The organism is Sulfobacillus sp. hq2 (assembly GCF_002903155.1).
Lineage (GTDB): Bacteria > Bacillota > Sulfobacillia > Sulfobacillales > Sulfobacillaceae > Sulfobacillus > Sulfobacillus thermotolerans.
The window spans coordinates 295,062-319,729 of sequence record NZ_NWUL01000031.1; the positions used below are offsets into that span (position 1 = coordinate 295,062).

The 24,668-nt window shown below is 51.8% G+C and carries 22 protein-coding genes; 12 read left to right on the top strand and 10 right to left on the bottom strand.

Features of this window, described 5'->3' with window-relative positions:
* Window positions 1-17: 17 nt before the first annotated feature.
* Window positions 18-1,190 carry an anhydro-N-acetylmuramic acid kinase gene (locus tag CO251_RS08370; protein ID WP_103375328.1) on the top strand — a complete coding sequence of 391 codons (1,173 nt, stop codon included), beginning with the start codon at window positions 18-20 and terminating at the stop codon, window positions 1,188-1,190.
* Between the two features lie 115 nt (window positions 1,191-1,305).
* Here the strand turns inward: CO251_RS08370 and CO251_RS08375 are convergent, their stop codons facing one another.
* Window positions 1,306-2,052 carry an SDR family oxidoreductase gene (locus CO251_RS08375; protein ID WP_103375329.1) on the bottom strand — a complete coding sequence of 249 codons (747 nt, stop codon included), beginning with the start codon at window positions 2,050-2,052 and terminating at the stop codon, window positions 1,306-1,308.
* A 710-nt stretch (window positions 2,053-2,762) separates the two neighbouring features.
* Here CO251_RS08375 and CO251_RS08385 point away from each other — a divergent pair.
* From CO251_RS08385 to CO251_RS08395, 4 genes are all read left to right on the top strand, one after another.
* Entirely contained in the window at window positions 2,763-3,308 is a 546-nt protein-coding gene (locus CO251_RS08385) for a tol-pal system YbgF family protein (protein ID WP_103375331.1), read from the top strand.
* 572 nt (window positions 3,309-3,880) lie between these two features.
* A complete protein-coding gene (locus CO251_RS08390; RefSeq protein ID WP_103375332.1) occupies window positions 3,881-4,228 on the top strand; it encodes a CdaR family transcriptional regulator in 348 nt (115 codons plus the stop codon).
* Between the two features lie 421 nt (window positions 4,229-4,649).
* Window positions 4,650-4,811, top strand: coding sequence for a hypothetical protein (locus tag CO251_RS17375; protein WP_158246246.1), 162 nt, complete (start codon window positions 4,650-4,652; stop codon window positions 4,809-4,811).
* A gap of 159 nt (window positions 4,812-4,970) precedes the next feature.
* A complete protein-coding gene (locus CO251_RS08395; protein WP_158246247.1) occupies window positions 4,971-5,405 on the top strand; it encodes a PaaI family thioesterase in 435 nt (144 codons plus the stop codon).
* A 14-nt stretch (window positions 5,406-5,419) separates the two neighbouring features.
* Here CO251_RS08395 and CO251_RS08400 read toward each other — a convergent pair whose 3' ends face one another.
* The 3 genes from CO251_RS08400 to CO251_RS08410 all read right to left on the bottom strand — a co-directional run bounded on the left by CO251_RS08400 (window position 5,420) and on the right by CO251_RS08410 (window position 7,398).
* On the bottom strand, window positions 5,420-5,731 hold the full coding sequence (locus tag CO251_RS08400; RefSeq protein WP_103375334.1) for a DUF2250 domain-containing protein: 312 nt from the start codon (window positions 5,729-5,731) through the stop codon (window positions 5,420-5,422).
* 42 nt (window positions 5,732-5,773) lie between these two features.
* Complete coding sequence (locus tag CO251_RS08405; RefSeq protein WP_146039028.1) at window positions 5,774-6,370, bottom strand: hypothetical protein; 597 nt, start codon at window positions 6,368-6,370, stop codon at window positions 5,774-5,776.
* Window positions 6,371-6,441: 71 nt separating this feature from the next.
* Entirely contained in the window at window positions 6,442-7,398 is a 957-nt protein-coding gene (locus CO251_RS08410) for a peptidyl-prolyl cis-trans isomerase (protein WP_103375336.1), read from the bottom strand.
* A 465-nt stretch (window positions 7,399-7,863) separates the two neighbouring features.
* Between CO251_RS08410 and CO251_RS08415 the strand changes: the two genes are divergently transcribed.
* From CO251_RS08415 to CO251_RS08425, 3 genes are read left to right on the top strand one after another with little or no spacing between them, the layout of a single operon-like run.
* A complete protein-coding gene (locus CO251_RS08415; protein ID WP_103375337.1) occupies window positions 7,864-9,018 on the top strand; it encodes a Re/Si-specific NAD(P)(+) transhydrogenase subunit alpha in 1,155 nt (384 codons plus the stop codon).
* 14 nt (window positions 9,019-9,032) lie between these two features.
* On the top strand, window positions 9,033-9,335 hold the full coding sequence (locus tag CO251_RS08420) for an NAD(P) transhydrogenase subunit alpha (RefSeq protein WP_103375338.1): 303 nt from the start codon (window positions 9,033-9,035) through the stop codon (window positions 9,333-9,335).
* 4 nt (window positions 9,336-9,339) lie between these two features.
* A complete protein-coding gene (locus CO251_RS08425; protein WP_103375339.1) occupies window positions 9,340-10,731 on the top strand; it encodes an NAD(P)(+) transhydrogenase (Re/Si-specific) subunit beta in 1,392 nt (463 codons plus the stop codon).
* A 70-nt stretch (window positions 10,732-10,801) separates the two neighbouring features.
* Here the strand turns inward: CO251_RS08425 and prpB are convergent, their stop codons facing one another.
* The 5 genes from prpB to CO251_RS08450 all read right to left on the bottom strand — a co-directional run bounded on the left by prpB (window position 10,802) and on the right by CO251_RS08450 (window position 18,431).
* Window positions 10,802-11,716 (bottom strand): methylisocitrate lyase, encoded by a 915-nt coding sequence (prpB, locus tag CO251_RS08430; RefSeq protein WP_103375340.1) that lies wholly within the window; start codon window positions 11,714-11,716, stop codon window positions 10,802-10,804.
* Window positions 11,717-11,745: 29 nt separating this feature from the next.
* Entirely contained in the window at window positions 11,746-13,182 is a 1,437-nt protein-coding gene (locus tag CO251_RS08435; RefSeq protein WP_103375341.1) for a bifunctional 2-methylcitrate dehydratase/aconitate hydratase, read from the bottom strand.
* A 54-nt stretch (window positions 13,183-13,236) separates the two neighbouring features.
* Window positions 13,237-14,349, bottom strand: a complete 1,113-nt coding sequence (gene mmgD, locus CO251_RS08440; protein WP_103375342.1) for a citrate synthase — start codon at window positions 14,347-14,349, stop codon at window positions 13,237-13,239.
* Between the two features lie 115 nt (window positions 14,350-14,464).
* Window positions 14,465-16,882 (bottom strand): TIM-barrel domain-containing protein, encoded by a 2,418-nt coding sequence (locus CO251_RS08445; RefSeq protein ID WP_103375343.1) that lies wholly within the window; start codon window positions 16,880-16,882, stop codon window positions 14,465-14,467.
* 301 nt (window positions 16,883-17,183) lie between these two features.
* Window positions 17,184-18,431, bottom strand: coding sequence for an IS110 family transposase (locus tag CO251_RS08450; protein ID WP_103375344.1), 1,248 nt, complete (start codon window positions 18,429-18,431; stop codon window positions 17,184-17,186).
* Between the two features lie 302 nt (window positions 18,432-18,733).
* Here CO251_RS08450 and cysQ point away from each other — a divergent pair, with 302 nt between their 5' ends.
* The 4 genes from cysQ (at window position 18,734) to CO251_RS08470 (ending at window position 23,499) form a co-directional block, all read left to right on the top strand.
* Window positions 18,734-19,543, top strand: a complete 810-nt coding sequence (cysQ, locus tag CO251_RS08455) for a 3'(2'),5'-bisphosphate nucleotidase CysQ (protein WP_158246248.1) — start codon at window positions 18,734-18,736, stop codon at window positions 19,541-19,543.
* Between the two features lie 17 nt (window positions 19,544-19,560).
* The gene (gene murQ, locus CO251_RS08460; protein ID WP_103375346.1) at window positions 19,561-20,490 is read left to right on the top strand and encodes an N-acetylmuramic acid 6-phosphate etherase; all 930 of its coding nucleotides are present in this window, start codon (window positions 19,561-19,563) and stop codon (window positions 20,488-20,490) included.
* A 27-nt stretch (window positions 20,491-20,517) separates the two neighbouring features.
* Window positions 20,518-22,251 (top strand): peptide ABC transporter substrate-binding protein, encoded by a 1,734-nt coding sequence (locus tag CO251_RS08465; protein WP_103375347.1) that lies wholly within the window; start codon window positions 20,518-20,520, stop codon window positions 22,249-22,251.
* A gap of 66 nt (window positions 22,252-22,317) precedes the next feature.
* Entirely contained in the window at window positions 22,318-23,499 is a 1,182-nt protein-coding gene (locus tag CO251_RS08470; protein WP_103375348.1) for a lipopolysaccharide biosynthesis protein, read from the top strand.
* 41 nt (window positions 23,500-23,540) lie between these two features.
* On the opposite strand, the gene CO251_RS08475 is transcribed toward CO251_RS08470, so the two are convergent.
* Entirely contained in the window at window positions 23,541-24,638 is a 1,098-nt protein-coding gene (locus tag CO251_RS08475) for an ABC transporter ATP-binding protein (RefSeq protein WP_103375349.1), read from the bottom strand.
* Window positions 24,639-24,668: the final 30 nt, after the last annotated feature.

Consider the following 24,668-nt stretch of genomic DNA (forward strand, 5'->3'; position numbering starts at 1 on the left):
GGAGATGGGGAGGGCGCGTGAAGAAAAAATCCGGTTTAGCTATTGGGTTGATGTCAGGTACATCAACCGATGGAATTGATGCGGCGTTGATTGCTGTGGATTTACAAAATCCTCGCCCTACGACATTAATCTCCAGCCTATTTCGGCCCTATTTGGGAAGCGAACGGCAACTGTTATTGGATGCGACCCAGCCCGATTGCTCGGCGCTCCACGTAAAGCGGGCAGATATGGCTTTAGGAGAATGGTTGGCCGACGCTGTCAACCAACTTTTGGCCGAGGCCCATGTGAATGCGCGGGACATTCGTGTGATTGGAAGCCACGGGCACACGGTTGCGCATTATCCCGATCAGCACATCAGTTGGCAAATTGGCAATCCCCATGTCTTAGCGCAGCGGACAGGCATTGGCGTAATCAGCGATTTTCGTCAACGGGACCTTCTCTTAGGAGGACAAGGGGCTCCTTTGGTGCCGCTCTACGATTATGTGATGTTTCATAGCTCTGGCGAGACGCGGGTGCTGCTGAATCTCGGAGGTATTGCCAATTTGACAGTTCTGACGGCCGGCAATTCTTGTGATGCAGTGACGGCGTGGGATGCGGGGCCCGCCAATATGATCTTGGATGGCCTCGTGATGATAGCGACCCAAGGGCAGAGCCTAATGGATGAGGGGGGCCGCCAGATGGCGCAAGGAACGGTTCACAAGGGATTGTTAGAACGGTGGCAGCAGCATCCGTTTTTTTTCAAGCCCATTCCCAAGTCAACCGGGCGTGAAGAGTTTGGCATGGAATACGTTCAACGCCTGTGGCAAGATGGGATAACGCTCGGGCTGTCCCTTTCGGACCTACTTGCCACCGCTGGAGAGCTCATTGCACAGGCCATTAGCCGATCACTAACGCAAGTGACGGCCGCTCCCGTGGCATTGATTGCCGGAGGGGGAGGAACGCATAATGCCGCGCTGATGGAGAAGATTTCCCGGGCTCTGCCCTTGTTACGTCCTTGGGAACCAACGGGGGCTTATGGCGTCCCCGAAGATGCTAAAGAGGCCATGGCGTTTGCATATTATGGGTGGTTGTCGTTAAATGGGGTGCCTATTCACCTTCCGCACGTCACCGGAGCCTCGCACACTGCGATTATGGGAAGCTATACTCCGGGTATTGAAGCAGAGGTCGATGGGCGTTATGACGGTCTGTGACGTGCTGTAAAATAGTAGAAGGCCCCCCACAAAACACTGTGGTCTCACACGTTTGGCGTTGTGAGACCACAAAGTTCTGCGTTGTCACCTTATGGCACTAGCACGCGCGATGTGGTTAGTTCACCTGTTCCGTGGGCCGAATAATGATTTCGTTGACGGATACAGATTCGGGCTGCTCTATAGCGTAGGCAATGGCCTCAGCGATGGATTGGCTCCGTAGGGGCTGCCCAGGCACCCGAGCGCTTAGGGCTGTAAGGGCATCTTGGTCGGTAATTGTGGTGAGCAGCTCCGTTTCCACAAGGCCCGGCGAGATGATGGTAGCTCGAATGTGGTAGCGACCTGACACTTCTTGCCGTAAACCTTCGGTAATAGCACGCACGGCAAATTTGGTTCCGCTGTAAACCGCACCGCCCATCCCCACTTTATGACCCGCAACGGATGAGATGTTAATGATATGACCTGATTGCTGCTCCATCATCACCGGCAACGCAGCGGCCATGCCAAACAGCACTCCTTTAATGTTTACATCGACCATACGCTCCCATTCCTCGACATGTAGCTTGTCTAAATAGGACAACGGCATCAGACCCGCGTTGTTAATCCAGACATCGATCCGTCCAAACTGCGTTAACGCAGCGTTTTTTCCCTGTTCTACTGATTCACGGTTCGTGACGTCCATTGCGGTGTACGCAGCGTGTTGGCCAGATTGCAGGATCTCTTCAACAATCGTTTTCAGGCGTTCAACCCGGCGGGCTGCTAAGACGACCTTTGCTCCTCGAGACGCCAAAAGACGCGCTGTAGCTTCTCCAATGCCACTGCTAGCGCCTGTAATGACAACGACTTTCCCAGATATCTTGTCCATATGTATACGTACCCTTCCTCTCTTGCAAGTCTCGTTCTATTGTAACAAATATAGACCAGACTTCTTGACGACTGGACGATGCCTATGCAGAGCACGGGCGAACGGGAAGTCGGAGTGTTTAAAATAAATCGCGACGGGAATTTTGCCGGAGGCAACCTACAGGGTTGCTTTGAGCGGGTCATGTCCACGTTTTTCGTAGTTAATAAAGGGGAGCCGCAAACGCGTGCATGGACATGGATGGATCAGCGTGCGCAGACTCTAGTGGCGTATCTGTTTTCTCAAAAGGCTTTTCCACGCTGGGGTATGAACGTACCGGTTGTCCCGTTCATGCTATGTCCCCCTTCTGTGAAATGATTGGTGCAGCTCAAGCGTGAGGAAAGTTGTCATTCTGTGGCTTTGAAAGACTGGATTTGATATCGCCTGACGGCGGCCGGTGGGATGATGAAACGGCGAGTGGACCTTGGCCAGATGCCGGCTATTGTTTAGCTACGAGATGCGGCAGGGACTATACGTCGTGGCCGGAAATGATGGGACAAGGGGTTTTTCATGAGGAACCTCACCTCGTGAGCTCTACGTGTCATCCGAAGAGGATAGCGAGCCGGTGATTCATCGTCCCAGAGTCCATCCCCAGTTAGTGGAGCGCTTTGAGAACACCGTACAGAAGATACAGTAAGCGGTAAGATTGAAAAAAACACCTAGGAGGTGTCTTTATGTGGTTTGATACCCAAGGTTTATTGCCGCGCGTTGAAAAGGATCATCTCATAGTCTTGATAGCATCAAAGACTCACTGTTCAGGGTGTGAGTTAATGGAACATCGGACGTTAGGCGATTCTAGGGTGCAAGAGGAATTCACGCGGTTTCAGTGGCATGTGGTGCGCCGTACAGATCCTTCTTTGTCAGAAATTATTTGGTATCCAACAGTCGTGGCGTTATCGGATAGCCATCAATGGTTGAGGCACGAGGAAGGCTTCTTGCCGCCCTATGAATTTATTCCTTTTTTGCGGTTGGCTCTCACCGGAAAGTTGTTGCGAACAGGCCGTTATCAAGAAGCTATTAGTGTATTGGACGAGACACGACAAACTTTTGCCTTCAGCGGACGGATCCCTGAGTGTCTCTATTATCAAGGCGTAGCCAGTCATCTTGCCGGGCGTCTAAGAGATGTCGCACGTCTTTGGCGTCTATTGCGTGAGAATTACCCGGAAAGTGTGTGGGCGCATAAAGCCAGTCTTGCTTGGGAACCTCCTGCGACGTCTTAATGGTCATTATATTGTTAACGGTATTTACGCCAAATGTTACCCCACACCATTGAGTTATCACAGGTCAATGACTCTAGTGCGTCATTATCATTTGGTATTTTGCATCTACTTCCGAGTCGTATCGGGAATAGAGGAGCTATAGGCAAAGTGCTGTGGGGTGAGCCGAGATTATCGCAATACGGAACTACCTCGCCATCCGCAATACATAGAGGTACTCACGGCATGACGGGCCTCTTCGAATTAGTTTACGTGTTAAGATGCATTCTGAATTATTGTGAGAAATAATCCGTTTATGTATAAAAGCTTACACAAATAACGGTTATTATGGTTGAAAGTTAACATACATTGATGTAGAATAAACACAGGTTGAATCAAGAACTCACAAATATCTATCGGCGTGGCATGGCGTTGAGAGGGAAATGGTAGATATCGGAGGATATGACGAAACAACGTGACATTGCTTGGATAACAAATGCTGCGGAATTCGAAAGATGTGTTACCAAATGGAGGAATATCCTGTGCGCCACGATGCAAACAGACGTTCGATAGATGCCGAAGGAGGAGGGTGGCCGGTGACGCGGTTATTCGATTCAGTGCCTGCATCGGTGCGTGCAACTTTTGCTCAAGAAAAGTTGGGGAGTCTGCTGGAGGATAGTACTTATAGCCGCGAGTTGTTGTGGACGCTGCAGGTGTATTTAGATAGCAACGGGCAAGCGCGAGAGGCGGCAAGGCGTTTATATGTGCATCGAAATACCTTGGCATACCGATTGGAGCGGCTACAAACGATGTTGGGGTGTGATTTGAAAGACCTCGATGCCGTCATTGATTTACGATTGGCGTTGGAGTTTTATCATGACGGACTTTTAGAGAATGGAGGAAATGACCATGTCAAAGTCGCGACGGGTGCCCGTATTCCCTAAGTCGCCCAAGGGCGAATGGAAAGACTGTGATCAATGCTTCGGGCATGGAGAAGACATTTGCGGGGAGTGCGAAGGGGAAGGTTGTACGGTCTGCGACCAACGGGGCTATACGGTATGCCGCATGTGTCATGGCAGTGGTGAAGTGCGCGTCGATGAATATACTTGGGTAGCTGTGCAGTCATAACGTATATGACAATGTCAAAGGTCATGGAGCGCCCGGCGAACTCGTCGTCGGCGCTTTTTTGTTGGGGTTTAGTACCGGGCAGGATTGTTCGACACGAGAAAGTGCCATGCTAAAAATGGATTCTATCCGACGAAAAACAATTATCCTCCAAATGACGCGGGAGGCCTTTTCAGACTAGTCATATTGAGCTATAATACCCGTAGAAAGTAGAGCGTGATAAAAATGGGGGTAGTGAAAATGGCTCAGTACGGTAACGTACCAATGGGAGTGTCAGAAACCTTAGAGCGCAGAAGTTGGCATCAGAGCGAACTGATGGATGTCACCGTGTTTGGCCTGTTTTTCGTCCTCAGTGCTCTGTTTGTTATTATGGCCGGATATTTTGTCATGGCTTGGTTGTAAGCAGCAAACCCCTTCATGACGTGACCCTCACGGCCCCGCCTTTGAGTGGGGCTTTTTTGTTATATCCTTAGCAAACCTGAGGCCCAAAGACCGCCTGAGATATCCTCGAGGCATATTGTGCTATGATGAAAAGACCCTAAAATGACAGGATGGAGATCAATGGACAATCGCGAGGAATTGCCGGGCTTTACTGTGCCGCCAAGTGAGGCCAATGGGTATCCATTTTTTTCGTGGGCAGGGCTTCGAATCGTTGAAGCCAAAGGCGGTAAGTCCACGGTAGAACTTGATGTAGCGCATCACCACCGGGGTGGCGGCGGTACTGATGCGGTGAATGGCGGCATTATGGCGTACATGTTTGATGGGTTGCTGGGGGTGGCGGTGCGGTCGGCGTGGACACCCGGGGTTATAGGGCAAGTGACCATAACGCTCAACATCCAATATTTAAAAATGGTAAAAGCCAACAAAATTGTAACGGGTCACGGCCGTGTAACCCGCCAAGGAGCGACGACAGTCTTTGTCGAAGGCGAAATTCTTGATGAAGCAGGAACTATTTGCGCGACCTGTACGGGAATTTACAAGTTGTTTAGGAGATAACCGCAGCTCTTGTATTAACGCTTTGGCTTTTTCCAAGGAACGTCGGGGTCTGCCTCCTGGGCACGCAAATAGTGGTCGCCCTCCCTCGCAATCATAAAATATGTATGGTTGCGATGCTTCACGGACTTCATTCGCCGATGGTAATACTTCACGATCCGGCCTTCCACGCGTTCGATAAAGTTGATGGATTCTAAGTAGGCTAACCGCGAGCGCATCGATTCCAAGTCGATGTGGAAGCGGGATGCTAGGAGCTTTGCGTAGTCCGGCCCCAAGGTTTTAAGATATTTCAGCAGCTTGAGGTCTGTTTCATCAAGGTTTGGTTCCATCGATGCGTCACCTCGTGCTTAAGTGTATCACACGAACCCCTATCAGCGTATTCCTACCCACATGACAAGATAAGCGGGACGAGTCGACTGCGTGTCAACATTTTCAATCAGATTGGTTGCATTGGCGGCTAGTTGATTGGCTTGATGTGCTGAGATGCGTTGGATAACAAGGACGTACGTTTGAGGTGCTAGCAAAAGATAGTGCGATTGCATCAGGTGATTCAGCAACTGATGAACACGCTCAGCCGATATTGTAACCGGGGTATTTAAGGTAGAATTGGATGTCAGGCTACGGTACATCGGGATATTAAAGGTTGTCCGACCGTCTGTAAGCCACATAGCCGGAACGGTTAATCCATTCCACGCGCTAGAGATGCCGAGACTAGGATTTTCTAAACTATCTCTTAGAAGATTGGCCTCAGTGGAATGAGGCGCCGTTGTCAACGGATCTATCATCACTTGGGAGGGTGTCGTAAAATGGCCATTCAATAAAGGAAGACGCCATCGATGGACTTCTTGGGCTAAGGAGTGGGCCGACACTGGAGCGAACGTAATGGGAGCCGATGCCCCGCACGCTGTGGCAAAGACGGCAAGAAGCCCTAAGATGAGTAGTTTCCATAAGTGTTTGAATCGTGTCATGATGCTAACCTCGCGATTGATTTTGAAAGGCACTCCACCCACCTAAGTGGGTGGAGTGCCGCACGAACTTGTTATTTGTAAAAAATTTTGACGCGCGCTTGTTTCTCAATTTTCGATGCAAAAGCTTGATACGCATTGCCTTGCGCTGTTTGTAGAAGATTAGCCTTAATTTCGCTTTCCACTTGGCTGAACGGACTCACTTGAGCAGGCTTCGTGGCTTGTAAGCCAATAAGGTCGTACCCATGAGATCCCTTGGTAATGCCAAATTGGCCAGGCTTGAGGCTTTGGACTTCTTTATAAACAGCAGGCGATAACGATTGAAGCGACTCCGGTGTCCAGCCGACTTCGCCCCCCTTGCTCTTTAACGTAGTATTGGTGGTATCCTTTTTAGCCAAGGCCGCGAAACTCGCGCCGGCTTCCACCTGCTTTTCAAGCGTTTGGGCTTCACTTTGCGATTTAACGGTGATTTCCTCCAGCTCCACCTGTGGGCTACCCGTGAAGTATTGCGGGTTTGCCTTATAAAAGGACTCCGCTGCTGCCGTCGTAATTGGTTTGACGTTCTTGGTCGCTTGGTTATATGCCTGTTGCAAAATCATCTGCTGAGTCAAATAATCGTTAAGCTGGCTCATGGTTACGCCTTTGCTCTTAAGCATCTTATCCAATCCCGATACGCCGCCTACTTCTGGCTCGATCGACTTATCCAATACTGTTTTGGCCGACGCTTCGGCTTTAGCCTTTGTCGTTAAGTGATGAGCGAGCGTCCAGTCTTCCACACTTTTCTCTTGGACGAGGTACTTCACTTCGCTAATTTTCTCTTGTTTAGTGTTGGGCAAGGTGGAACCGTTAAACAGTTCTGTCATCCGCACCATCGTGTTGAGCTGTGCAGTGGTGAGATCCTTTCCATTTACTACGGCCAACGGCTTTGGCGCCGCGGACGATTGTTGTCCGCAGCCTGCAAGAGCGGCGGCGCTTACGCTTAGCCCCACTACGGTGGCCATCAATTTAGGCCAATGCTGTGGATTTCTCATGTCACACCATCCTTTGTTTACCCTGCTCTATCCTGCCCCACAGGTGTTACCAAATTGTTTCCGCGATCACACGCTCTTAGTGTACAGGCTTTGTTCGTTCGACACAATGCGCCTAAGGTCCGGTGAGGGCAAGGCACGCACCGGTTTGTGCGTTACAAGGCGAGTAGCTTTAGCAGACGGATAGGGTGCCAAATAATTTCAACAGATCCAGCGCAAGATAGGTGAGCGAAGATAGAATAGGGGTCGAAAAAGCGGTTCAGCAATTGTCAGGATGCTGTGTATATGATAAGGTCAAAAATACTCACGATGACTGTAGCCTATTATTATAGGCGAGTGGAGCGCAAAAAACTTTCGAGTGCTATTGACACTAAGTTCAAAATCGGGGTTATATTGTATAATATTGCGCTCATCTTAAATTAAAATACCCTAATTTTCCGCGGATGGCGGCATGGAGGCAAACAGAACATGATTATTGCAGTACCTCGTGAACGCGGCGCGAGAGAGCGCCGGGTTGCGCTAATACCGGAAACCGTGGCGAAATTAGTTAAAGCGGACCACGCCGTTTTAGTGGAAGAAGGGGCGGGTATTGCGTCCGGCTTTTCGGATCAGCAATACCGTGATGCAGGAGCCACTGTAGTAGATGGCGCCAAAAGTGACTGGATGCGGGATGCGGATATTGCCGTCAGTGTGCAGGTTATTGATCCGTCTGCTCAAGATTTGCCCTATGCGCATCTTCGTGCTGGAGCCGTGGCGATTGGCATGTTGGGGCCGTTGTCCACGGATGTTGAGGTGTTTAAAGCCCTCCGTGATCGAAATTTGACCGCATTTAGCATGGATGCGATTCCCCGGATTAGCCGGGCCCAAAGCATGGACGTATTGTCGTCGATGAGTACGGTGGCGGGGTACCGAGCAGCCTTAATCGGTGCCGAGAGGTTGCCACGATTTTTTCCTCTGCTTATGACCGCCGCGGGTACAATTACGCCTGCTAAAGTGCTGATTTTAGGGGCTGGGGTGGCTGGACTTCAAGCTATTGCCACCACGCATCGCTTAGGAGCTGTGGTGCAAGCATTTGACACGCGGCCGGTCGTTCGTGAACAGGTGGAAAGTCTGGGCGCGTCGTTCTTGGCGTTAGAAGTGCAATCTCAACAAACCCAAGACGGGTACGCACAAGCCTTAGCTGAGGATGCTCATCAAGCGGAGGTCAACCTTTTGTCCAAGCCAGTCGCCGAAGCGGATGTTGTGATTACCACGGCATTGATTCCTGGTAGACCCGCCCCAATTTTGGTGACAGAAGAAATGGTTAAGAGCATGCGACCCGGGGCGGTGATCGTAGATTTGGCGGCTGAAGCCGGAGGCAATTGCGCTCTAAGTCGTCCTGGCGAAACGGTTGTGACCGATAATGGGGTGACGATTGAGGCCCCGTTGAATATTGCCTCTCAGTTGGCGCCACACGCTAGTCAGCTATATTCGCGTAATGTCTATAATTTTTTGACGCATTTGTTTGCCATGGGGCTAGCCGACAAGGCATTGAATTTAGACGATGAAATTGTGGCTCGTACGATGATTGTGCACGACGGAACTATTACGCATGAGGCTTTGAAAAATCGTATCAATGCTTAAGGAGTGGGGATATCATGCCGCATAGTTTGCTGACCGAAATTTATATCTTTGTGTTGGCGGTGTTTGTAGGATTTCAGTTAATTTCCAAAGTACCGTCGGTGTTGCACACACCCCTGATGTCGGCCACCAATGCCATTCACGGCATTATCCTAGTGGGGGCCATTGCGCTCGCCGCGACGGTAAAAGGGCCTTTGGATGTCGGCATTAGTGTGGCAGCGGTCTTTTTGGCTACCCTCAACGTTGTGGGGGGATATGTTGTGACTGATAGGATTTTAGGGATGTTCAAGAAAAAATCAGCCGAACGGCCTACGGAGTGAGTGAATGGACATGCTATTACAAGTAGGATATTTAATCACGGCCATTCTCTTTATTATGGGAGTTATGCGCCTTCGTTCCCCCGCCACGGCCAAGTCAGGGAATTTGATCGCGGCAAGTGGTATGGTTGTTGCCTTTGTTGTCACTCTCGTGCAATATCATTCGTTCTCATGGCTTTGGATTGGGCTGGCGCTGATTTTAGGAGCCATTGTCGGGAGCTATGCGGCGCTCAAAGTCCGTATGACCGCTATGCCACAAATGGTCGCGCTCTTTAATGGAATGGGTGGAGGCGCTGCCGCTTTAGTGTCCATTGGGGAACTGCATTCTCAGTGGAGCGTTGGGGTGTCTTCGGCAGCCGCATCTATTGCCGCTCTGTTGACGGTCCTTATTGGCTCCATCAGCTTTACAGGAAGTTTGCTGGCATTTGCCAAACTGCAAGAGTGGGTGCGGGGTCGACCGATTACGTTTGGTGGCCAAAAGCTGCTTAATGGGCTATTGTTGGCGGTTGCTCTTGTTTTAGGGATTATGATGATTGTATCTGGTGGTCCTCATGCGTTGCCATGGCTGGGTGTCTACATTGTGTTAGCGGCTTTATTGGGACTTCTCCTGGTTCTGCCGATTGGTGGAGCGGATATGCCCGTCGTGATTTCACTGCTCAACGCGTTTACCGGATTGGCTGCTGCGGCCACAGGATTTTTAATGTCCAACAATGTGTTAATTATCGCGGGGGCCTTGGTGGGGGCCTCGGGAACCATTTTAACGCAGCAAATGAGCCGCGCCATGAACCGCCCTATCCACAACATTGTATTTGGCGCTTTTGGGCAAGTGGCTGCGGGGGCCGGAGCGGGCCCGGACGGAGGAGACGGCGTTGTTCAATCGGCGACCGTTGACGATGTGGCGACGATGTTAGCGTACGCACGGAATGTCGTAATTGTCCCCGGGTACGGCTTAGCGGTAGCCCGGGCACAACAAGAAGTGCGGCAATTAACAGAGCGCCTTAACGAAAAAGGAGTTACCGTGCGATTTGGAATCCATCCCGTAGCGGGCCGTATGCCAGGTCACATGAATGTGCTTCTAGCGGAAGCTGACGTGCCCTATGACCAATTATATGAGATGGATGCGATAAATCCGCAGTTTCCACAAACAGACGTGGTTTTAGTCATCGGAGCGAATGACGTAACAAACCCTGCTGCTCGTAACCAACCGGGGAGTCCCTTATACGGCATGCCTATTCTTAACGTCGACCAAGCAAAGCGTATTGTCGTGTTGAAACGGGGAATGAGTCCCGGGTTTGCAGGTATTGACAACCCGCTATATACCAATCCTAAAACCTCGATGTTGTTTGGTGATGCCAAAGCATCGCTGGACCACTTGTTGCGCGCATTAGACGAGGTCTAAGTGTCTGCCAACTAAAAACGGCCCTCGGCGGGTTAGGTGGCCGGGGGCCTTTCCTTGACTTAGGATCCGTTTAAGATTCGGTATTATCCGGCAATATCGTGCGCGCGATGTGGGCATCGAGTGATTCGTAGTCCCAGTACCGAATGAGGTCGTAAAGTTCCTTACGTGTCTGCATCTCGGGCAACAAAGACTGCTGAGTTCCTTCTTCCATCAGTACCCGGTACAAACGCTCATAAGCATGGGCTGCAATGCGTAGTGAAGACACCGGATATAGAACCATTTTATATCCCCACGCTTCAAACTGTTGGGCCGTGAAATAGGGGGTGCGGCCAAATTCTGTCATATTGGCCAGCAATGGTGCATGCACTCGCCGGGCCATTTCCGCGAAGGCTTCTGCCGTGTCAAGGGACTCCGGGAATATGCCGTCAGCTCCCGCTTCGAGATATTGCTGAGCCCGTTCGACCGCGGCATTTAGCCCTTCGACGCCGTAAGCATCGGTGCGGGCAATGATGGCCAGCGATGGGACGGTTTCGCGAATGGCGCGGATTTTAGCGACCATTTCATCGGCGGGGACTAAGGTTTTTCCATTGAGATGCCCGCATTTTTTCGGTAGATCTTGGTCTTCAATTTGCACCGCCGCCACTCGCATTTCGGCCATTTCTTTTGCCGTGCGTGCTGCATTCAAGACTCCGCCGTAGCCGGTGTCAATATCAACTAGCACGGGAAGGTTGGTAGCGCGTACGAGGTCTTGAGCGCGCCGAGCCACCTCGGGAGCGCTGATGAGGCCCACATCGGGAAGGCCCCGGGACGCTGTATAGGCGCCACCAGAGAGGTAGAGCACGTCAAAGCCGCAGGATTGAGCGACTAAAGCGGCCATTGCATCATGCGCTCCGGGGATTTTCACAATCCCTGGGCTATTGATTCGGTGTAAAAACTGTGCGGATAGCTGAGACTGTGGAACGTCTTCTTGAAATAACCAAGCCATCTGGCGTCCTCCTTTGACCCACTTCTGTTTTACACTGTCCAAGCCGCCATAAAGTCAGGAACGGACATGGAGGCTAATTGCGTATTTTGTGCTAACGCCATTAACCGTTCGACTTTGGCGGGTACATACCATGAGGACACATTGTGATGAAATTTATCCCAAAGGGGGCCTTGGGCCTCTTGACGACGTTTTTGATGCCCCAGGGGATACTCCACAACCACATTGGGCGTCATGGAACCGTCGCGAAAACGAATTTGAATAGCATTGGCAATGGAGCGCTTGTCCGGATCCAGATAGTCTTTGGAAAACTGCTTATTTTCGCGTACTATCATCTTGTCCCTTAAAGCATCAATTCGGGGATCTTGTGCGGCGTCGTCAAGATACTGATCGGCAGTCAGGTGGCCATGAATGAGGCCGATTGCTGTCATATATTGCAGGCAGTGGTCGCGGTCGGCCGGATTGACCAATGGGCCGGTTTTATTAATAATGCGCATGGCCGACTCTTGGGTGTCAATAATAATTTCGGCAATATCATCTAGTCGGTTGGCTACGCTGGGATGCAAAGCAATGGCCGCTTCCACGGCCGTTTGACCATGAAATTCCGCAGGATATGAAATTTTAAAGAGCACATGTTCAATGACATAAGACCCTAGAGGACGGCTCAAGCGAATCGGCGTGCCGTGCATGACCACGTCGTGAAAACCCCATTGGGGCGCCGTCAGTGCTGTGGCATAACCCATTTCATCAGCCAGTGCCATGAGGCTCAGACGAACGGCCCGACTGGTAGCGTCTCCAGCAGCCCACGATTTGCGTGATCCCGTATTGGGGGCGTGGCGATAGGTCCGGAGACTACCATTATCAATCCACGCATTCGAGAGCGCATTGATCGTTTGAGAGCGTGTGGCCCCTAGCAGGTGGGCGCTGACAGCCGTTGAGGCGACTTTGACGAACAAGACATGATCAAGGCCGACACGATTCAGGCTGTTTTCCAATGCTAGCACGCCTTGGATTTCATGCGCTTCAATAATGGCGGTTAAAACCTCATGCATGGTGAGGGGAGGATGTCCCTCACGCAGATTTTGTCGGCTCTTCCAGTCAGCGACGGCCAAGATGGCCCCGATATTGTCGGAGGGATGGCCCCATTCTTCGGCGAGCCACGTATCATTGTAGTCTAACCACCGATTCATACAGCCAATGTTGAAAGCACCTTGAACCGGATCGAGCTCATAGGGAAGGCCGGGAACGCGCGCACCACCAGGAAGGTTGGCGCCAGGCACTATGGGTCCTAACAACTTGCGGCATTCGGGATAGTTGAGGGCTAAAATGCCTGAGCCAATAGCATCCATTAAAACCCAACGTGCCATGGTATAGGCTTCGTCCGAGAATGAAGGAGGAGAGATAACATAATCCGTAATCGTTGATAGCACCGCATCAACCGGAGTATGGGTCGTGCTGGTTGTATTCACAAAAACCAAGTCCTTTCGGGGGTCCGGTTTTCGATAACCGGACCCGAAAAATCATTAAGGGTGCAAACCGCGCGGCCCCGTATAACGGACGCGGGGTCGGAAGAGGCGGTTATGTTCGTACTGTTCGCGCACGTGGGCTACGAGACCCGCTGTACGCGCCGCGAAAAAAATCGGGGTATAGAGCTCGATGGGTACACCCAACAAGTAATAGACGGGCGCCGCGTAGTAATCTAAATTGGGATACAAACCTTTTTCCCGCTGCATGACCTCTTCACCGATGACACACATGTCATATAGATCCTGATGGCCCTTTATCGCTACGAGGCGCTTTAACGATTCTTTCATCAGCATGGCCCGCGGGTCTGGTTTCTTCATATAGACTCTATGTCCAAATCCCATGATTCGCTCCTTGCGGGCAAGTTTAGCGAGAAGCTGGGGTTCAACTTGGTCGGGTGTTTTCATTTCGAGCAGCATATGCATCACGGCCTCATTGGCGCCTCCATGCAATGTGCCCTTCAGAGAGGCGACCGCGCCAACTAAGGCACCATACATATCTGACAAGGTGGAGGCGATGACAATGGCCGTAAAGGTCGAATTAGGCATTTCGTGCTCACTATATACCGTAAGGAGTTGGTCAAAAGCTTGTGCTTCATCCGGCGTCGGAACTGAGCCTGTAATCATCGCGAGGAAGTTGGCTGCATAGCCTAAGTCGGCGCGCGGTTGTACAATCGCTTCGTGATTTTTGATGTGGTAGCTATTGGCCACAATAACAGGCATGCGAGCCAGCAATGTTAAGGACTGTTCTGCAGTGCTCTGCGCATCTAATCGTCCTAGAGATGAATCAAATGTGGCTAATGCGGATAATGCCGTCCGTAGGGAATCCATCAAGTGCTGCTGGGGTCCTAAGGACTTCATGATGGAGAAAATTTGGTCGGGAACGGTCTGGCGTTCATTGAGTGTGCGCACAAAGGCGTCGTATTCAGTACTCGTGGGCAGATGACCTTCCATCAATAGGTGGGCGACTTTAATGTAATCGACCGTGTTGGCCAGTTCGATTAAGTCGTAGCCCCGGATGACAATTTGTTCGTGGTCGACATCCAAGTACGATAACGCTGTCTCGGTTGCGATAATGCCTTCCAGTCCTGGCTTATAGGTTTCGTCGGTCATATGGTCACATCCTCTCAGGTAAACGGTTCTTAGCCGTTTCTCCCCTTATCATAGCCAGATTGTGGGTCGATTGGCAAAGGCATAAAGTATTCTGACAAAACCGAACATCTTGTCGTTAGGCATCTTGCTTAATGGTGATGGTGCCGGAACCTTTCTTCCGCAATGACGCCATCACATAGATATAATGTGCGTTATCTGCGCCAGAAATCCGGGTGCCGTCTCCGGTTGCCGTCAGCGATTGGGTCTTTACCAGTGGACCAATCTTAAACAGGACAGACTCATCGGGGATCAGTGCGTCCTGGCCGTAAAGGCGCGACCAATGAACCACAAGCGTGGTCTCTTGCACGCTGACGCTGAGTTGTATTATGAAGTAAGCGCCCGTTTGATATTGCAATGAGTGTCCATCGTCGCCATAGAAATTCAAAGAGCCATGGCCAGGCACAATCCAAATCACGGATGGCCACGGACTATGATGAGGCCATTCCCTTGTTGACTGAACGATGTTTGCAAGGGGAAGAATGGCTCCTGCGCGGAGGAAGACAGGCAGCACAGCCAGCGGTGCATCGACGATGATGTGCCGGGGACCTGTGATCCATTGGTGGTGCCAAAGGTCATACCATTGTCCGGAAGGGATGTGTACGGATTTTTTGTTGGCTCCTTTTTCAATGACGGGGGCTACCAAAAGGTCGTTGCCAATCAAAAATTGGTCATCGACAGTGAGAAACGGCGGAGCCGCATCGACCCAAAAGGTCGGGCGCATCATAGGGCTTCCGTCTTGATGGGCTTGATAGAGTAGGCTGTACCAGTAGGGCAAAAGGCGGTACCGATATTGCAGGTAGCGCCGCGCAATGTCGAGCACCTCTTCACCGAAAGACCATGGTTCATGCCGGGCCGTGTCGATGGCGCTATGAGCTCTGGCGAAAGGGAAGAAGGACCCCGCTTGAATCCACCGTGCATAGAGCTCCGGACTGGCATTATCCAAAAAACCACCAATGTCAGCACCAACGAGAGGAATGCCCGATAAGCCAAGATTAAGACACATAGGGATCGCCATAGCTAAATGTTCCCACTGGCTCGAGTTATCTCCCGTCCAGACGGCGGCATAGCGCTGAATGCCACTAAAACCGGAACGACTGAGAATAAATGGGCGCGAAGAAGACGATGATAAGGCGTCATACGTGGCATGAGCTTCGAGGAGAGCATACAAATTATGGACGAGATGATGAGGAATCATTTGACCATGGTCAGTATGGTGGACAATGCCACTTTCTTCGTCGGGATGTGATGCGGGGCCAGCCTGACCCAAGCCCCACCATGCAGGTTCGTTCATATCATTCCAAATCCCTTGAATTCCTGCCTCTTGGAGAGGACGATGTAACCCGGCCCACCAGTTCCGGGTACGACTTTGCGCAAAGTCCGGAAAAGCACAAACGCCCGGCCAGACCTCGGAGTGAAATTCTTCCCCGTTGAGGTATTCCATGAAGTATTGCTGGGTATGACCTTGACAATAGACAGAATAGTTGGCGTCGACTTTGACGCCGGGGTCGACGATGCACACCAAGCCAATGCCTTGGGCGGCCAATGTTTGCGCGAGATTTTTCGGGTCTGGAAATGTGTGGGGGTTAAAAGTGAAGACACGGTATCCGTCCATATAGTCAATGTCTAAATAGATAAGGTCCAAGGGGAGGGAACGTTTACGAAAGGTTTGTGCAATTTCCACCACCTCTTGTTCGTCCATGTAACTATAGCGACTTTGCTGAAACCCTAAGGCATATTGGGGAGGCATAGGGAATCGGCCCGTAAGGTCCGTGTAATGACGCAGGACGTCTTGGGGGTGTGGGCCCGGGAGGGCGTAAAGACTTAAAGGACCATCATCGGCCCCTATCCACAACCATTCGTCCATGGTCGCATCGAAGTAGGTCCGTGCACTGTTGGCTAAGAAAATGCCGCGAAATCCTTGGGGACCGGCTTGACCTAAAAGTGCAAAGGGGATGGCTTGATAGAGAGGATCAGTGTGATCCTCATGAGGAACGGCATCAGTGGTCCACTGCGTCCACAATCTACCTTTTTTGTCGAGCCTGCCGACCTTTTCGCCTAATGCATAAAGGTGCTCCTGCAACGTGGTTTTAAGAGCACAACGGACATGCTGATTGTGACGATAAAAGTGAGTGTAAAAGAATTGAGCTGGCCCCACTTGGACCTCGATTGTCCCTTGTGGGTCAATTACGACGGTCACTGTATTACCGGTTAATAGCCAGCGGTCTTTGTCGCGAATTAGGGTTAAAGGCACAAAGGAGTCGGTCGGCACGAATAGATCCGCGCTTAACAATGTGTAGGCATCTAGACCATTGTGCCACAAAAGATGCACCCGACCTGTTGCACTGATACGCACATCCCATTGTTCCACGGGAGAATCTAGATGCCCTTGACCGTTAATAATGGCACGTTGGTCATCGTCAGTGAGAAGGACTTGACTAAAGCGGGCATAATGCGGAGAGTTCGGGAATTGCGTCAGGGATGTCAAAGCTCTCAAAAGGCGTCTCTCCTACCTTAGTTTTTTGTGTAAATCCTCTTGTTCTCATAGTTTTTTTGTCAATCCCGGGACCTCTGCGACCGTCGACACGTGATGAACGACCTCACGAAGCCTACCAAGGGGTTACAGGGTCTACGCCCGAATCGTCCTCTGTGCAGGATGCTGTCGTTCCCTAGTGCAGACGAGGGGAGCAGAAGCTTTCGCGCAGGGTCTCATGTCGCTCCATACGAGAGAGCGCACACATGCCCGAATGGAGAGACGCCTCTCCCTCGTCCCAGACGTCCCGGGATGTGCCCGCGCCTTAGGCTGCGACAGCGGCCGTGGACCGCGAAAAGGCGCGCTCGGCATCGTAAGGGACCTGGTGCCGTACACAGGCCCACGCGATCCGCAAGAGTTTACACGCCAACGCCACCACCGCGGCTTTCGGCGCCAGGCGTTCCCGCAGTTCCCGATAGCGCGCGCGGGCGGGACCCTCGTGGGCAATGGCCCCCAACGCGGCTTGATATAACATCTGCCGGACTTGCGGCCGCCCACGCTTGGCCAGATGGGTCTTCCCCTGATACGTGCCGGAGTGGTCGGACACCACGTTCAGCCCTGCCATCCGGACCGCCTGCTGAGGATGGGCATAATCCGCCAAGTTCCCCAATTCGCCCAACAGGGTCGCCATGACCACCGGCCCAAAGCCCGGAATCGCCCGCAAAGCGTCCGCTCCGGGCGCTGCGGCCACCAATTCCTGCTGAGCGGCTTCGGTGGCCGCGAGCGCGGCGCACGCCGCGCGCCAATGCCCCAAGTACGCGGCTAACTGGGCGCGTGCACTCGGGTGCCCCGGCACCCCAATGGAGTCGCGATAAACCGCCACCAACGCTGTCGCCCGTTTACGCCCGACTCGATGATGCGAGGCCTCCAGCAAGCCCGTGACCAAGTCCTCGAAGGGATACGCCAACACATCTGCCGGCAAGGGCACGGTGTCCAGCACCCACAAGGCGGCGAGACCCTTCCAGGCTTTGAAGACCTGCCGAAATTCCGGGGCATAGACATCCAACCACCCCTGAATGCGATTCTGCCAGCGGACCACATCCGCCTTCTGTTGGCGTCGGGTCACGGACAAGGTAGCCAATTCACTCCAGACGCCTTCCCGCGGGGTCCGGTGCATATACCGCCCTTCGGCGACCGCCCGAGCAATAATCCCGGCATCCTTGGCGTCATTTTTCGAGGGCGTGTGATCGTCGACTTCTTTGAGCTTGTGCGTGTGCAAGGGATTGACCAAGACGACGGTCACGCCAGGTTGTTGGCGCAACCAGTGCGCCAGGGGCAACCCATAGGCCCCCGTGGATTCCAGCCCGATCACGAGGCGCCGCCCAGCCGGGCGGCGGGCCCACATGGCCTCGAACCCGCTGCGGGTATTGACAAACCGCACAGGCTTGCCCGCCGACAACCCGTTGGGAAACAGCCATTGAATGTAATGCCAGCCTTGGGCCACATCCACCCCTCCCACCACGGCGCCTTGGACCGCCGCTTTGCGTTGATCAATCGTCGATGTAGAATGCATTGAGAAGTCCTCCTTGGTCTGCTGTGGGATCTGCACCATCAACAGTACCAAAGGGGGATTTTTTTCCTCAACTGTCAAAGTCCGCCGAAATCACATTTCTACAGGACGCTTCATGGAAACTCGTTGGTATCTGGAAAAGGCTATTGGCGCAGGTTACGTAGAACCACAAGAAATCGCCAAATGTTATTCCATGATTCGCCCTGCGTGCGTTCTCCCTTTATAATAAGGGTGCGAGAGAATATATGGCGAATTGTCTTGCAAGAGACCGTGTGCAGACGAGCCCATTACGACGGGGTGACAGGATGGAGATTTTTGAAAGCATGGCCGACAAAGCACTACATGCTGTCTGGGCGGCCCGTGAAAAGATTTTAGAGGTCATGACTCAACCTTTCGCTGTCAACTATAAATCTGACCAGTCGCCCGTCACTGCGGCCGATGTTGCGTCTCAAGAAGTGTTGGTGCATATGTTGCAACACGACTACCCGCATATTCCTATTATATCTGAAGAGACCACGGCCAAGCCGTATGAAGTGCGCAATCGTTGGAAAATGCTTTGGCTTATCGATCCGTTGGATGGGACAAAGGAATTTGTACGTGGTAACGGAGAATTTACCATCAACGTTGCGCTCATCGCAGATAATCACCCGGTGGTAGCTATTATCGATTGGCCCGAAGCTCGTGTGACCTATAAGGCTGTGGCAGGAAAAGGGGCTTACCGAATAGCGCAGAACCACGTCCAAGCCATTAACTCCCGGCCGTTGACACAGCCGTGCCGTGCGATTATTAGCCGTTCACACCGGCAGAGTGAGGTGGAGTGGTTGAATTCTGTGGGCTTGGCCGAGCATTCTTTATCTCTAATGGGCAGTGCTCTAAAATTCTGCCGCGTAGCGGAAGGAGAAGCGGACATATATCCGCGGCTGATGCCCAATATGGAATGGGATAGTGCGGCGGGACAGCTCTTGATTGAGGAAGCCGGTGGAAAGGTTGTAGACCTGCACGGAGAACCACTCACATATAATAAGGTAGATTTACACAATGACGGATTTATTGCGGTGGGGGACTGGAAAACTTGGGGCCCATACCTCCACGCTCATGATGCGTTTTCTAAATAGCTAGGTGGAGGTATTTTATGGAGCCGGATAAGACAATCGAACGACTACAAACAGAAATGTGGGACCGGACAATTCCTCCGTTAGAAACCTTAACGACGTTGGAAATGCTCAAAGTGATGAATGCTGGAGACCAAACGGTGCCGCTGTTGGTGAAAGAACATCTCAGTGAAATCGCTGCGGCGGTCGATGCCATTAGTGAGCGGTTGAGTCAAGGGGGCCGAATGTTTTATGTGGGGGCTGGCACCAGCGGTCGATTGGGAGTGTTGGATGCCGCCGAATGCCCCCCGACTTTTAATACGGATCCATCGATGGTGCAGGCAATCATGGCGGGTGGCCCGGATGCTTTAGTGCACGCGGTGGAAGGCGCGGAAGACAGCATGGAGTCAGGGCAACAACAAATTCGGTTGGCTGGGGTACAAAGCCGTGATGTGGTGGTGGGCCTGTCGGCTTCTGGGCGAACGCCGTTCGTGATTGGCGCGCTCAAAGAGGGGCGCTTGCGCGGGGCGTGCACGATTTCCGTCAGTGCCAACGATGAACCCGAAGTGAAGCATTTATCTGATATTGTCATTGCGGTTCCCACGGGCCCTGAGGTCATCATGGGCTCGACTCGGTTGAAAGCCGGCACGGCGACTAAACTAGTGCTGAACATGCTGACAACGGGTGCCATGGTGCGGTTGGGTAAGACGTTTCGCAATTTGATGGTGGACTTGAAGGCTACGAATTATAAATTGATTGACCGCTCGCGACGGATTGTCATGCTGGCTCTGACCGTGGATTATAATGAAGCTTCGCGTCTATTGGCGCTCTGTGATGAAGAAGTCAAAACGGCTATTGCTGTGGGGCTCTTAGGCATCGACCCATCGGCGGCGCGAGCACTTTTGGTTCGTCATCACGGAGCGTTGGGCGATGTGGTGACGGGAACGGAAACGATTTCAGGCGGGCGTTAGTTGATGCCGTTGTTTAAGGAGGAATTTATGAAACCTTGGGTTATCGGTGCTTCGGCAATGGGACTTGTAGCCATTGGACTTTCAGGATGTGGAGCGGCGACATCCGCATCCGCGCACAAATCGGCGGCAACGGTGGTTGTCGCCATGACCCCACAATCTTCGCCGAACTGGTTTTTTCCGGTCATCAGTTCCACTTCATATACGGAAATTAACGCGCAAGTTCAGTACTTGATGTATAAACCGCTGATTAATTTGAATAAAACCAATGAAGTAGACTATGCGACTTCGTTGGCTCAAAGGATTCGTTATAATCCAGAAGGCACGCAATATACGATAACGTTAGGCACGCGATATAAATGGTCTAATGGCCAGCCCGTAACAGCCCAGGATGTGGTTTTTACATGGGATCTCATTAAAGCAGCGGCGGCAAATGGAGCTCCATGGGTCTATGGCGCTTCAGGCAGTGGCGGTGTGCCTTCAGACTGGAAGACCGTAAAGGCCGTTGGAACTCACACGGTGGTAATCACGCTGAACAAACCTGCGAACCCCCAGTGGTTTATACATAACGGTTTGAGCCAAATTACTCCCGTGCCGAAATCCGTATGGGACAAGTATCCAGGCAGCATGACGCAAGAACTTAAGTATATTCTCAAGGTCAGCAATTCTCCTACTAATCCGGCATATGACGTCGTGGATGGCCCGTTTAAATTCCAAAGTTGGCAGCCCAATGATTATTGGGCCTTTGTACCGAACCCATCTTATGGAGGCCATAAGGCAACGATAGGCAAATTAGAATTTGCCTATGAATCATCGGCTAGCAGTGAATTTACGGGGCTCAAAACGGGAACGGTCGATGTCGGTTATCTGCCGCCGTCGTTATGGAATACCAAAAAGGAATTGGCTAGCATCGATGATTTTAGTACGAGTTATTTGTTTGGGATGAATTACTTGCTCCTAAATATGAATCCTAAAGCGCCAGGGGGAATCGGGCGTGTTTTTCAACACCGATATGTTCGTCAGGCCTTGGAAATGGGCATTGATCAAAAAGGCATTATTGACTCTCTCTATCATGGTTTAGGGGTGGCGACCGATGGTCCCGTTCCTGCTGTACCGCATACGGCTTTTTATGATCCGGCACTGAATACACCGCTTTATCCCTATAATCCTGTGGCGGGTGAAAAGTTGCTGGAAGAGCATGGGTGGAGCTTGGTGAACGGCGTCATGACTAAAAATGGCCAGAAGTTAGCCTTTCCTTTTATTTATGTATCAGGGAGCCAAACGGTTGCCAACATGGCTCAGTTGCTGAAAACAGACTGGGCTAAAGAGGGCATTCAGGTCAGCCTGCAAAGTTTGCCGCTCGATGAATTACTGGGAGAAGCCGTCCCGGCGTCTGCTGGCCGCTGGGCGATGGCCTATTGGGGAGCAGGATGGACGTATCAGTTAGATTATTATCCAACGGGCGGCAATCTTTTTGCCTCCGGGGCAGGAGAAAATAGTGGCAGTTACGACAGTCGCACGATGAACGCGTTGATCCAAGCTACCTATGAACCAGGCACGCCGACACAAATTCAGTCGCGCATGGATGCTTACGAACAGTGGGCTGCCAAAGACCTACCGGTGCTATGGATGCCGTGGTTCCCACAGGGTTATGCGCGGGAAGTAGGATTAAATGTGCATGCCAAAAATGTCCATGGCACAGTAAGCACATTTAATCCGGTGACGGATTTTCTATATGCGCAATATTGGACGGTATCCCAATAAGAGGCGTCAAAATAGGTTTTGGCGGGAGTGAGGGATGGTAGAGACCATAGTGGAGGCTTTTATCCCGTGATAAGCCAATTGAAGAAATTTTGGCTTGACAACGCCATTTACGGTGTAGCCACCCTGGGATCGGGGATTTTTAACTGGCTCTATGCGGTGCTGTTGGGGCACCGCTTGGGGCCGAGCTTGTATGGGGTGGTCACGACCCTAAATAACGTTGTGGCCATCGTCACATTACCGGCTTCGGTAGTCACGCTGATGGCCATTCGCGCAGGGAAACCCTCAGGTCCGCAGTGGAGACGTTGGCGTCTTGTTTATGGAATTACGGGGCTCGCCTTGTGGGGGAGCCTTGTTGCTTTTTCCGGACCGTTGGGCCGGGCATTGAAGATGCCTTCCATCTTTTTTGTCGTCTTCGGGTTATCGGCATGGCCCATGGTGGATTATGCGGCCAATTTAGGATATGTCGCGCGAGCTCGCCGGTATCGTTGGCTTGGAGGTTTAACAGTGATGGGTTCGGCTCTCAGTGTGATAGACGTCTGGTTAGCCAGTTATACGCGCCATCCAGTCCTCTTGTTAGGAGCATTTCAAGCGGTATCGGTGGGGATGCTCTGGGGTCTTAGCTCGTGGATTGTCCGTGCGATTTTGCCTAGCGGTCCATCGACCAAACGCTCCGTTGCTTTATCAGGAGCTGTGGGAGTCTTGCAAACTCTAACCGGGCTGACAGATGGGGTTGTGGCTAAGGCGCAATTAACACAAAAGATGGCGGGGTTTTATAACGGGTTGGCGACGATAGGGCAATCTATACCCTATGCCGCCGCAAGTTTGGCTTTGGTCATGATGACGGCGATGTTGGAACATCCGGAGGAAAGCCGTCGTTGGTTAAAATATACGCTAGGAGTGTATCTGGGCCTTGGTATGACCATTGAAGGTGTGTTTGGGTTGGTTCCGCAGCAATTAGTGGGGTGGGCCTTGGGGAGTTCATTTCACCCCATCACAACGTGGCTCGTTTTTTATGGGGTAGGCATGTTGGCGTTAGGGATGGTCTTGATTTTTTTGGCGGAAGCTGTCGCACGAAGTTGGTGGCTTCTATGGATGGCATCAAGTGTGGGGTTTGTTGTATGGGTCATCTGGCTCGTGCACAGCCACTCTTTACCGCATCTGGTTCATGCGACGGTTTGGTCCCTTGTGGGAATGGCTGTGTTGACTGTTGGAATGCGCATGGGGCTAGGATATGCTCATGACGCATAAAAGCCGCCCTAAAAGGGCGGCTTTTATGCCGAAATCCATTCTCATGAATAAAGAAGGGACGCTTCAGTCTGTGGATCAAAGGCATGGAGTCGCTGGGGATTTAATTTCATGCGGACAACATCTCCGACACGGCCTTGCCATGCATTGTCTGTTCGGGCAACGATGGGTTGACCTTCTACCGCTAGATAGACGATATGCTCGTGGCCCAGGGGTTCAATGACTTGCACCGTTGCATTGAGAGCAGGTTCATCGGCGCGACCTTCGCCTAAGAAAATGTCCTCGGGACGCACCCCTAGCGTTAATGCATTGGAGTTAAGGCGTGACAGGGTTTGGCGAATGCGCCCAGGCAACTCGATGGTCTGAGACCCGATTTGTAATGAGGCCGTATCGCCCTGGGATATGACGGCCCCCTTAACAAGGTTCATCGCTGGGGTTCCGACGAAGGTGGCGACAAATTGATTGGCAGGATTGTTGTATATCCCATCGGGTGTGTCTACTTGCTGAACGACTCCATCGCGCATAACAACAATGCGCGTGCCCATCGTCATGGCCTCTGTTTGATCGTGGGTCACGTAGATAATCGTGGCGCCCAGACGGCGGTGAAGATTTTTTAGTTCAACACGCGTTTGCGTACGTAATTTGGCATCTAGGTTTGAGAGCGGTTCATCCATCAAAAAGGCCTTGGGTTCTCGAACAATTGCTCGTCCAAGAGCAACGCGCTGGCGTTGGCCACCAGAAAGTTCCTTCGGTTTACGTGAGAGCAGTTGGCCCAAACCTAAAATTTCCGCCGCTTCCTTCACCCGCCGGTCGATTTCGCTCTTTGGCGTCTTACGCAACTTTAAGCCAAAAGCCATGTTTTCATACACGGTCATGTGGGGATAAAGTGCGTAGTTTTGAAAGACCATAGCAATATCGCGGTCTTTAGGCGGTTTTTGGCTGACATTTTCGTCGCCAATGAAAATGTCACCACCAGACAATTCTTCTAGCCCGGCGACCATGCGCAATGTTGTCGTTTTGCCACAGCCGGATGGACCTAAAAATACTAAAAACTCTTGGTCACGAATATCGAGATTGACATCGTGGACCGCTTCCACGTTGCCATAGCGTTTCGTCACATGCTGTAGAACTACACTCGCCATATAAATGCCCCTTTGTTGATGATGTCAGAA